At 43.4% G+C, this 10606-nt stretch carries 8 protein-coding genes and 1 pseudogene; all 9 read left to right on the top strand.

The window, feature by feature from the left end:
• Positions 1-2940, top strand: a 2940-nt coding sequence (locus WMO25_RS09055) for an MSCRAMM family protein (protein ID WP_349085075.1), incomplete at its 5' end; no start/stop codon positions are given.
• Between the two features lie 42 nt (positions 2941-2982).
• Positions 2983-3204 (top strand): hypothetical protein, encoded by a 222-nt coding sequence (locus WMO25_RS09050; RefSeq protein WP_349085074.1) that lies wholly within the window; start codon positions 2983-2985, stop codon positions 3202-3204.
• On the top strand, positions 3194-3748 hold the full coding sequence (gene lepB, locus WMO25_RS09045) for a signal peptidase I (protein WP_349085073.1): 555 nt from the start codon (positions 3194-3196) through the stop codon (positions 3746-3748). The genes WMO25_RS09050 and lepB overlap by 11 nt, the downstream gene beginning before the upstream one ends.
• A gap of 140 nt (positions 3749-3888) precedes the next feature.
• Positions 3889-5250, top strand: a complete 1362-nt coding sequence (locus WMO25_RS09040) for a DUF7601 domain-containing protein (protein ID WP_349085072.1) — start codon at positions 3889-3891, stop codon at positions 5248-5250.
• 6 nt (positions 5251-5256) lie between these two features.
• Entirely contained in the window at positions 5257-6192 is a 936-nt protein-coding gene (gene srtB / locus WMO25_RS09035; protein WP_287779056.1) for a class B sortase, read from the top strand.
• 37 nt (positions 6193-6229) lie between these two features.
• Positions 6230-7030 carry a class B sortase gene (gene srtB, locus WMO25_RS09030; RefSeq protein ID WP_287779058.1) on the top strand — a complete coding sequence of 267 codons (801 nt, stop codon included), beginning with the start codon at positions 6230-6232 and terminating at the stop codon, positions 7028-7030.
• Positions 7031-7357: 327 nt separating this feature from the next.
• Positions 7358-8047 (top strand): annotated as a pseudogene (locus tag WMO25_RS09025) (Na+/H+ antiporter NhaC family protein); the annotation flags it as partial.
• Positions 8048-8188: 141 nt separating this feature from the next.
• The gene (locus WMO25_RS09020) at positions 8189-8575 is read left to right on the top strand and encodes a thioesterase family protein (protein WP_349085071.1); all 387 of its coding nucleotides are present in this window, start codon (positions 8189-8191) and stop codon (positions 8573-8575) included.
• 367 nt (positions 8576-8942) lie between these two features.
• Positions 8943-10606, top strand: a 1664-nt coding sequence (gene thrS / locus WMO25_RS09015; RefSeq protein ID WP_349085070.1) for a threonine--tRNA ligase, incomplete at its 3' end; no start/stop codon positions are given.

Here is a 10606-nt window from a genome sequence, read left to right as displayed (position 1 = left end):
CAGAATGCACTTGGCTATGTCTTTACCGAACGCACTGCACCGAGTGATGTGTATAACGATGGCAGAAGCTATCATGTAACCATTACCGATCAGAATTATGAGGAGTATCGAAGCAAAACAGCTTCCGGTGTTTCTTACATGAAAAATAAGTTTATAAACCTTGTGGAAGCGGAAAATGCTGCTGATCATAAGGTGGGAACACTTTCAGACAGGGTAGAGACAACGAGCTACAATCATTACAAGGCGGTGGATGTTTCCTATACAGACATTGCAGAGGTAGAGAAGAAGCTGGCAGTCAACCTGCCTTACAAGGCAACGGTTACACTGCATAAGTACGATGCAGATGAAGAAGGACAGAAAGCCGCAATTCCGGGAACGGAATTTACGCTTTACAAAGATTCCGTCTCCGAAGCAAATATTTATAAAAAAGTGAATACTACAGGTATCTTTACGACAGATGGAAACGGAGACATTTCTATTGAGATTCATGAAAAGGGTACCTACATCCTGAAAGAAACTAAGGCTGCTGCAGGCTATCAGCTGGATGAAAACAACAGTTTTCCCTTTGTGCTGGCAGATAAGGCTTCTTTGACATCCTGCGGCTATGGAATGACTGCTTCTCTAAAGAAAGATGGGAATGGCGTAGCAAACAAGCGTCTGACCGGGGAACTGACACTGACAAAGACTGATGCAGGAACAAAAGAACCTTTAAATGAAGTTGTCTATACGCTGAAAAGAACAGATGTGCCAAAAGATGCGGAAGGAAACGATTTGAGCGACTATTTGCTGAAGGATTCTGTGGAAGTCAAGACAGGTCATAACTATAAAACTATTAAGCTGACTGACAAATCCGGAAAGCAAACGGAGGAATCCGGACAACAAATCAGTGAAAAGTGGACAATCCAAGAGGCAGGAACGAACATGGAAGGCAAGATTTCTATTACCGGTCTCAACTGGGGAACTTATGTGTTGACGGAAAAAACAGAATTGTCCGGATACAAGCTGGAAAAAGACAGTGACGGCAATGCGACAAACACACATACCTATATCATTGATGGAAAAACAAATCAGCTTTTGGCCAGTCATGAAGAAATAAATGCAAAGAACAGCGTTGTGCTAAATAAAACAAGTATTACAGATGCAGCGTTAGAACTGAACAACAAACCACTGGCAGGAGCAGAATTTGAGATCCATGAAGGGAATAACTGTGGTGGGGAATATACTGGCTGTACGAAAGTCAACTTCTATACATCCGCTACTGATAAAAACAGTCAGACAAATAAAGTAACGACGGATTCAGACGGAAATGTTGTGATCTATGGTCTGCCAACGGATACGAGTAGTGATACTGCCAAAAAAACCTATCATCTGGTAGAGGTAAAAGCACCAAAAGGCTATATACTGCAGACAACGCCGACAACTTTCACAATCGACCGCCAGGGCAACGTAGAGATTCAGAAGAAGAGTGGAAACGTAAAGGGTATTCCGGTGGTCAGCATGCAGGATGAACCAATCAAGATTTATGTGAAGAAACTTGGGGAATCCGGAATGGACGGACTGATCGGTGCCACCTTTACATTAAAAGACACCTGTCCGAAGGATGAATCCGGCAAGGATACCTGTGAGACAAGCCATAAGCTGGCAGATGGCAGGGAAAGTGAGACACTTCTAGTAAACAGTACAGATGGTATCCTGATTCCGATTGAGCGAGTGATCGGTGGACATACTTACACGTTGACGGAAACGAAAGCACCGGATGGCTACGAGGCAACTGCACAAGTTACATTTAAAGTCAAGACAGACGGAACGATTGACGAGGGCAGCATGACAGCTTCCGGAGGTTATGTACCAAAGACGGAAACGATACAAGCCACGCAGGAATCTACATCAGGCTGTGCATCCTTGGATACCGGTAAGACAACCATTTCCATCCGTGATGAAAAAGTCCGGGTGACACTGACAAAAGTAGATGATGCAGATCAGACCACAACGCTACAAGGTGTAATATTTACTCTGACACCATATAACAAGGCAGACGGAACGAAAAGCAGTTTTACGGCAGATTTCAATCTTGCTGGATATAGCAACATTACTTATGACGGAGCTAAGGATATCTATACGCTTACAACGAATGACAAGGGTAAGATTGTGTTCCCGGATGGCCTGTTAAAGCATGATAATTCTTATCTGCTTAGTGAGACGGCATCCATCAGTGGGTACTATCTGAGCAAGGAAGCCAGGACCGGAGTGATTCTTGATGTAGACAGTGCCGGAAAAGTCAGCATTCGCCGACTGGATGAATTTAATGGAACGATTACCAAGGATGGAGAAACGGTAAGCTCCTGCCCGGTAACCCTAAAACCGGAGGAGGGAAACACTGGCAGTGACTTGATTGCTAAAAATATGAAGTCAACGGCATTTAATCTGACAAAATCCGTATCCGGAAATATGGGCGACTATAATGGATCGTTTGCGATCAAGCTGGAAGTCTATGAACCGGACGGAACAAAAGTTGGAGAAAAAGAGATCACGCTGAAAAATGGTGGTCAGTATTCATCTAAAGATGGTTTAGCTGGACTGTCAGAAGAAGCCGCAAAGGCGTTTGGCACAGATGCCATTCCGGTGGGTTCCACCCTGGTGATTACAGAGAATAATGAACTGAATTACACTGCGGTAGTTAAAATGAAACAGCAGGACGGCTCAGAAAAGGAGATTACCCACGAAGCAGCGAACAAAGGACAGGTCAAAGTAACACTGGATCGTGTCGGAACGATAGAAATCGAACTGACGAATAAGAAAGATGTGACCATCGATGTTGGCGTTAATACGGAAAATCAGACGCCGCTGGCAGCAGTAGCACTGCTTATTCCGGTATTGTGGCTGGCAGATCGATACAGGAGAAAGCGCAGGCGAGGTGAAAACTGGCATGGAACGGTATAACGATCACTTCCCGGGCGCAAGGAGAAAGGAGGTGCCGCCTTAATGAAAGATGCAAACAGCAATGAAGTCCATGAGGAAATTCTTTCGTGGATCAAGAAACTGAAATTTAAAAAGCAAGTATTTGGTGGTGTGGATGAGGCAGATGTCTTAAAAAAGATGGAGGAACTGAACACCCTCTACGAAAAAGCACTACTGGCTGAACGTGCCAGATATAATGCCCTCTTAAAAACGAATCCGTCAGGTGGTGCAGGCCATGAAGAATAATTCGATGCTGCATCCATTTGCGGATGTTCAAAACCAGTTGCAAAAGAAACGACAGCAGCTGATGCTCAAAAGAGGTTATCTGGAACTGGCAAAAAATGCTGCAATCATACTGATTATCGTACTGATTGCATTTACACAGGTATTTTATATCACAGTTTCCAGTGGAACAGATATGTATCCGGCGATTCTGGATGGCGATATTGTCCTTGGCTATCGACTGGATACAAACTATCTGAAAAATGATGTCGTGGTGTGTGAAGCAGACGGCAGAAGAGTCATTGGAAGAGTGGTCGCAAGGGGCGGTGACAGTGTCGACATGACAGAAGATGGCAGACTGTTTGTCAATGGAACAGAGCAGACGGGAGAGATCGCTTTCCCGACGAATCCCGGCAAGCAAAGCTATCCATATACGGTACCGGACGGATGTGTGTATCTCCTGGGTGATTACCGTACGAATACCACCGACAGCAGAACCCTCGGACCTGTGAAGGTGGAAAATATCAAAGCAAAAGTCGTCAGTATCTTCAGACGCAGAGGTATCTGATCGAAGCATACAAAGATGACAAGAAAACAAAAAAATAAAAACAGCAAAAAAAATAAAATCAAAAACGACACTTCCCTTAAAATGAAAATATTGAAAAATTTTAGGGGGGCAGCCTTGCTGTCAGAAAGGAGACTTAAGGAATGAACAAATATTTCAAAAAAGGAATTGCCCTTGCAATTGTCGGTATGATGACGTTTGGAATGGGAACCACTGTATTTGCAGAAACGGGTGGCGGCACAACAACCGGCACCGGATTAAACACCAGTACGAAAGACATATCGGATACCTCTGCAATTACACTTCAAAAGGATTATGTCAATGGTTCGGAATCGCAGCAGAACACAAATAGTCCAGCAGAAACATTTACCTTTACGATTGAGCGATATGGACTGTGGAATGTGGGAGATGACGGAAATGGTCAGGCAAAGTATAGCAAGGATAATATGCCGACATTTTCCAACAGTAATACAATCACAGCAGATAAAGGTGCAGCAGGAACAAACCCTACAACTAAACCATCTGTACAACTGACTGTTCCGACCTATGAAGCCGTTGGCGATTATTGGTACAAGGTAACAGAGAATGATAACAATACAGCAGGTGTTATCTACGGTACCAATGACAGCGAAACAGAAGATACGAGAAGTGCAAACGGTGCTCATAAGAGAGTTTATTACATCCATGTACAGGTCACCAATGGAGCAACGAAAGGAGAGTATATCCGTACCGTAACGCTTCATAAAACAGCACCTGAAAGTGTTATTACAAATGCAAACTATGAAACATGGTATAGTAAAAATAACGAGAACACGGAAGGTCAGAATGACAAAAAAGTAGCAGATATCCAGAACAAATATTATGCAGGCTCTTTGAACATTAAAAAAACAGTAACCGGAAATGCCGGTGATAAGAATGAGCTGTTTCAAGTTACCGTCACATTCAAGAATGAATCCAAGGCAAACATGAATAGTGATATTACCTATAAGAATTTTTATGACGTTAATGGTAATCCAACAACAGTTGCAACTCCTTTGGGCTGGACAGATGAAGTTGGAATCAGTGGTACCGCCACAACACATACCAGTGAAACGAATACAGTAAGCTTCTATGTCAAGGACGGCACAACTGTCACCTTTAACAATATCCCATATGGTGTGACCTATACGGTTACAGAGACACAGCCAAGTGATGACAAGTATACACATACGTTTGCACACGAAAAAGAAGATGTCACTGTAACCTTCGATGGTGTTTTGTTAGCTGCTGATGGAGTAACTGCAGAGAGTACAGATATATCAAAGCCAGTAGCTGAAAAATGGGATGCAGCAAAAGCAACGGGTTCTATCTCAGATGATTCCGATACGATAACGATTACTAACGACAAGACATCTGTGATTGACATCGGTGTAATGACCTCCGATGCACCCTATGTGGCATTGCTGCTTCTTATTGGGATTGTCGTAGTTGTATTCATCCGAAAAAAGAGCATAATTACGGAGTAAAGACGAATGAACTGGATGATCCTGAAAAGCTTAAATAAAATATATGGTTTGATCTTGAGCACTTTCCTTATGGCATCGGCTGCATTTGCAGGATATGCCATCTGGGATAATGCACAGATTTATCATCAGGCGGAAGCGGTTCAGGATCAGATCCGCCAGCTGAAGCCTGAGAGTGATGCGGATGGTGGCCCGGGCTTTGATGAGCTGCGTGCCATCAATCCGGACGTGGTTGCATGGATTACCGTAGATGGCACCAATATTGATTATCCCGTTCTTCAGGGTGAAACAAATCTGGCTTATATGAACAAAGACGTCTATGGCAATTTTTCCCTGGCGGGAAGCATCTTTCTGGACACGAGAAACAAAGCCGATTTTTCGGATTCCTATTCCCTGATTTATGGTCATAATATGGATGAACATCTGATGTTCGGGGATCTTGCCCTTTTCAAGGACAGAACATTCTTCCAGAAGAACCGTACGGCAACGCTTCTGATTCCGGGAGAGAAAAGAACCTTCTATACGGCAGCTATTCTCCAGATATCGGCAGGAACAGAAGAAATCTTTAATCCTGACAGATGGAAAGACAATCTGGACGGTCTGGGGAAATTCCTTCAGGAGAACAGTAAATGGTATCATTCCGGTTATCTTCAGGCATTGATTGAACATCCCGAGCGGATGGAAGTGGCAGCACTTGTCACCTGTTCAGATGGAAGTACCAATGACAGAACCATACTGATTTTAATCCGCACAAAAGATAATCAGCCTGTGGATGAGCAGGTCGACAAGGAAAAGAATGATAAGATCATCGGAAACGGCTTAAAGAAAACCGGAGATACACAGAATCCGCAGTTCTGGATGCGGGTGATTATCGGCATCCTGTTATTTATAGCCGTATTTGAAAGTATCGACCGACTCAGAGAAAGAAAAAACAGGAAATCATAAAAAGCCGGGAACAGGAAAGCATAAGAGATAGGAAAACATGAAAAAGTTAAAGAAAATCCTCTATCCGCTCTGCCTGATTATTCTTGTCTTTGCATGCTGGAATTTGTGGAAGATAAAGGCATCCACCCGGCAGACCGAGGAGCTGTACGAGAAACTGGCGCAGCAGGCGGACTCTTCAAAGTCAGAACCACAGTCAGACACAAAAGCCGAAGATTCTCAAAAGAATCATTCCAAAAATCACAGTTTGGGGATCAACACAAAAATCCAAAAGCTGCAGCAGCAAAATGAGGAACTTGTCGGATGGCTGAAAATCGACGGAACTGTGATCGATTATCCGGTCATGCAGACGGCAACGGACAATGATTATTATCTGACACATGATTTTGAACGGAATGACAACGTACATGGAACGCCGTTTCTGGATGTGAACTGCAGTCTTGAGACATCGGACAATCTGATCATTTATGGTCATCACATGAAAGACGGAACGATGTTTCAAAACCTGATGCTGTATCGGGATGCTGCGTTTTGCACATCGAATGAATGGATTTTGTGGGACACTTTAGAGGAGAGCACTAGATATCGTGTGGTTTTTGTGATTGTAATATCCAAAATAGAAACAGAGACGTTCCCATATTATGACTATGTGGATCTGTCCGATAAAGACAGATATCAGGAGTTTTTGGACGGCTGCAGCGAATATGCTGTCTGGAAAAGCAGTGAATTACCGCATCCGGGAACGAAACTTCTGACGTTATCGACCTGTGAATATTCCAAAGAAGACGGACGGCTTGTGATCGTGGCGGCCGCCGATGATGCGGCAGACGAACAACATTAACATTATGGAGGAGGACGAGCCGAAAAAAACGGGATTGATGATATTACCTGAAAGAGTATTCGAGGTCGGAAACTAGAAACGGACAGTTAAACAGTATGAAAGAAGCCGCAGTTTTTCACAAACCGTAAAAAGGAAGGAACATAGTATTGATTTTTGAACTAAATGATGAGGACAATATTGCGTTGTTGTCCGATGCAGTTGGTTTAGATATTTCTGTAAATGAATCAGAGTCGTCCGTTGGAGATTTTAGTGTTGATATCTTTGCGACAGAGACAGGGACAGATCGGAAAATCATTATAGAAAATCAGCTTGAGGACACAAACCATGAACTTCTGGATTGCTTTTCCGGCAGCTGTTGTGACACTGATTCTGATTCTTATGCTGTCTTTCCAGACAGAAATTCAGGGACATGTGATTCAGCCATACCATTTGACGCAGGTGATTCCGTATGTGCTCGTACTGATCGGAGGCATTGTAGGTATCAATGTATTTGTTGTACTGCTGATCGGTATTGTGTCAGGTGCGTTGATTATGCTGATTGGTGGCCATACCGTTCCTGTAGAGATTCTTAAAAACATGGGCTCCGGTGTCTATGGAATGTTTGAAACCTGTATGGTAGCTATTCTTGTAGCGGCCATGTGTGCGCTTATCCGTGAGTATGGGGGATTTGATGCACTTCTTAGCTGGATACACAGAATCTTCCGTGGAAAAAAGGGTGGTCAGCTTGGTATGGGATTTCTCGTCGGCACAATGGATATTGCAACGGCCAACAATACAGTAGCCATCGTTATGGCAAACCCGATTGCGAAGGAAATGGCAGAGGAATATGGCATTACACCGAGAAAGACAGCATCGCTTCTTGATACATTTTCATGCGTTTTTCAAGGGGTGATTCCTTATGGTGCGCAGATGCTTGTCGCAATTTCAGCATTGAACGAACTTGGCGGAGAGATTTCAGCCTTTCAGATCATGCCGAAACTGTTTTATCCGCTGCTTTTATTTGTTATCATCAACTGATTGAAAAGAAAATGAACGTATAAATGTTCAAATTTTCATACATAGATTGGCGAACGGCGCGGTTTCTGGTATGATGTAAGCAAGAGAAGCGTCTCTTGTGTTATTTATTAGGAAGATGATTTTTACAAGGAGGGTTTTACAATGGAAATGAAAGTAGGAATGAAGTACGAAACAGAAATTGTTGTGAACGAGGGCATGCTTGCGAACCATAACGATCCACAGCTTCCGGCAATTGAATTGCCTGCAGTTTTCTCAACACCGAGCATGATTAATCTGATGGAACTGACATGTGCCAAATTAATGGATAACTGTCTGGAAGAAGGCAAAGGTTCTGTTGGTATGTCTGTTGAAGTCAAACATCTTGCTTCCACACCATGTGGCAAGAAGGTTCGCTGTGAAGTAGAGATCACAGAAGTTGTGAATGGCAAGAAAGTGACATTTGCTGTGAATGCGTATGATGAGAACGGCCTGATCGGTACAGGCACACATAAACGTGCGGTGATCAACAAAGCCGCATTTAATATGTAAGAAAATAGTATTTGATGAATGTATTTATAGTATACTTGTCGTAATTCATCGGAGGGCAATTTGTTCAATAGAAACAATAGCTGGATAAGATGGCAGGCTGAGATGCCTGCTGCTTATCTGGCTTTTTCTCTTTTTGGGGATTAAGATGAGCCGTCTGCCAGACATATTTCTATTTCACACCGCACCTCCGCTGAAATGAGGCGGATTATCGCACTTTAAAAAATAATAGTTCGCTAAGATATTGTTAAAAATCATCCGTCGTGGTACAATAACAATTGCAATGTTAAAAATGGTGTATCCAAAGAATTGCGGTTTCTTGACGGGAATTGGTATTTTCGGATACAGAAGATAGAAGGAGATAAGTACAATGGTTAATTTTAAAGAAGATGAACAGTTGAAAATGCTGAACCATTCCTGTGCACATCTGATGGCTCAGGCAATCAAACATCTCTATCCTCAGGCTAAGTTCTGGGTTGGACCTGTTGTTGCAGAAGGTTTCTACTATGATGTGGATTTGGGTGACGATGTTATCAGAGATGAAGATATCGCTGCCATTGAGAAAGAGATGAAGAAAGTTGCCAAGAGCGGCAAGAAAATTGTTCGCCATGAGATTTCCAAGGAAGAAGCCCTTGAGATGTTCAAGGATGATGAATACAAGATTGACCTGATCAATGGTCTGGAAGATGGCAATATTTCATGTTACACACAGGGCGATTTCACAGACCTCTGCCGTGGACCTCACGTAGACAATGTGAAGTTATGCCGCCACTTCAAGTTGTTAAGACACTCCGGTGCATACTGGAAGGGTGACAGCAAGAACAAGGTGCTTCAGAGAATCTACGGCGTATGTTTCCCTACAGCTGAAGAATTGGAAGCACATATACAGCTCCTTGAGGAAGCAAAGGAAAGAGACCATCGTAAGATCGGCAAGGACATGGAACTGTTCATGGTAGACGATCTTGTTGGCCGTGGTCTTCCGATGTTCCTTCCAAAGGGTTATACTATCTGGCAGGAACTTGAGAACTACATCAAGGAGAAGGAACGCAAGCTGGGTTATCAGCATGTTATGACACCTTGTGTCGGTACTGTGAACCTTTATAAGACATCCGGTCACTGGGATCATTACAAAGAGAACATGTTCCCTGCCATGGAAGTAGATGATGAAGCTTTCGTACTCAGACCAATGAACTGTCCGCATCATATGATGATTTATGCGAATAAGAGACACTCTTACAGAGATCTGCCGATCAGAATCGGTGAGATCGCTCATGATTTCAGATATGAAGCCAGCGGTACACTGAAAGGTATCGAAAGAGGCAGACATTTCTGCCAGAATGATGCCCATCTGTTTGTAACACCTGAGCAGATTAAGGATGAGATTTCAAGAGTTGTAGACCTGATCTTCAGCACATACGAAGATTTTGGTATCACAGATTACAGATGCGTTTTATCTCTGAGAGATCCTGAAGACAAAGCGAAGTATCATGATGATGATGAGATGTGGAACAAGGCAGAGAACGCACTGCGTGAAGTTATGAACGAACTCGGTCTTGAATACACAGAAGAGATCGGTGAAGCAGCTTTCTATGGCCCTAAGCTGGATGTCAATGTGAAGCCTGCTGTAGGTAATGAGATCACATTGTCTACATGTCAGCTCGACTTCTGTCTGCCGGCGAAATTCCAGCTGACCTACGTTGACAAAGACGGCGAGAAGAAGACACCGGTTGTTCTGCATAGAGCAATCCTCGGTTCCCTTGACAGATTCATGGCATATATTCTTGAGGAGACAAAGGGTAATCTGCCTACATGGCTTGCACCGATCCAGGTGAAGGTTATGCCTGTTAAGACCGACGATGACGGTTTGAATGCATATGCCAATGAAATCTGTGAACTGCTCGAAGCGCAGAATGTTCGTGTTGATCTGGATGACAGAGCAGAGAAACTGGGCTATCGTATGCGTGAGGGACAGATCCAGAAGGTACCATATCTTCTTGTTATCGGTTTCAACGAGAAGGATAACAGAACGGTTTC

The organism is Coprococcus intestinihominis, assembly GCF_040096555.1.
GTDB classification, from domain to species: domain Bacteria; phylum Bacillota; class Clostridia; order Lachnospirales; family Lachnospiraceae; genus Coprococcus_A; species Coprococcus_A intestinihominis.
This window is presented reverse-complemented; position numbering and strand designations above follow the sequence as displayed.

Excerpts from the sequence above, each read along its gene's own strand:
- WMO25_RS09050 (WP_349085074.1), top strand. The coding sequence starts at position 2,983 with ATGAAAGATGCAAACAGCAATGAAGTCCATGAGGAAATTCTTTCGTGG.
- lepB (WP_349085073.1), top strand. The coding sequence starts at position 3,194 with ATGAAGAATAATTCGATGCTGCATCCATTTGCGGATGTTCAAAACCAG.
- WMO25_RS09040 (WP_349085072.1), top strand. The coding sequence starts at position 3,889 with ATGAACAAATATTTCAAAAAAGGAATTGCCCTTGCAATTGTCGGTATG.
- srtB (WP_287779056.1), top strand. The coding sequence starts at position 5,257 with ATGAACTGGATGATCCTGAAAAGCTTAAATAAAATATATGGTTTGATC.
- srtB (WP_287779058.1), top strand. The coding sequence starts at position 6,230 with ATGAAAAAGTTAAAGAAAATCCTCTATCCGCTCTGCCTGATTATTCTT.
- WMO25_RS09020 (WP_349085071.1), top strand. The coding sequence starts at position 8,189 with ATGGAAATGAAAGTAGGAATGAAGTACGAAACAGAAATTGTTGTGAAC.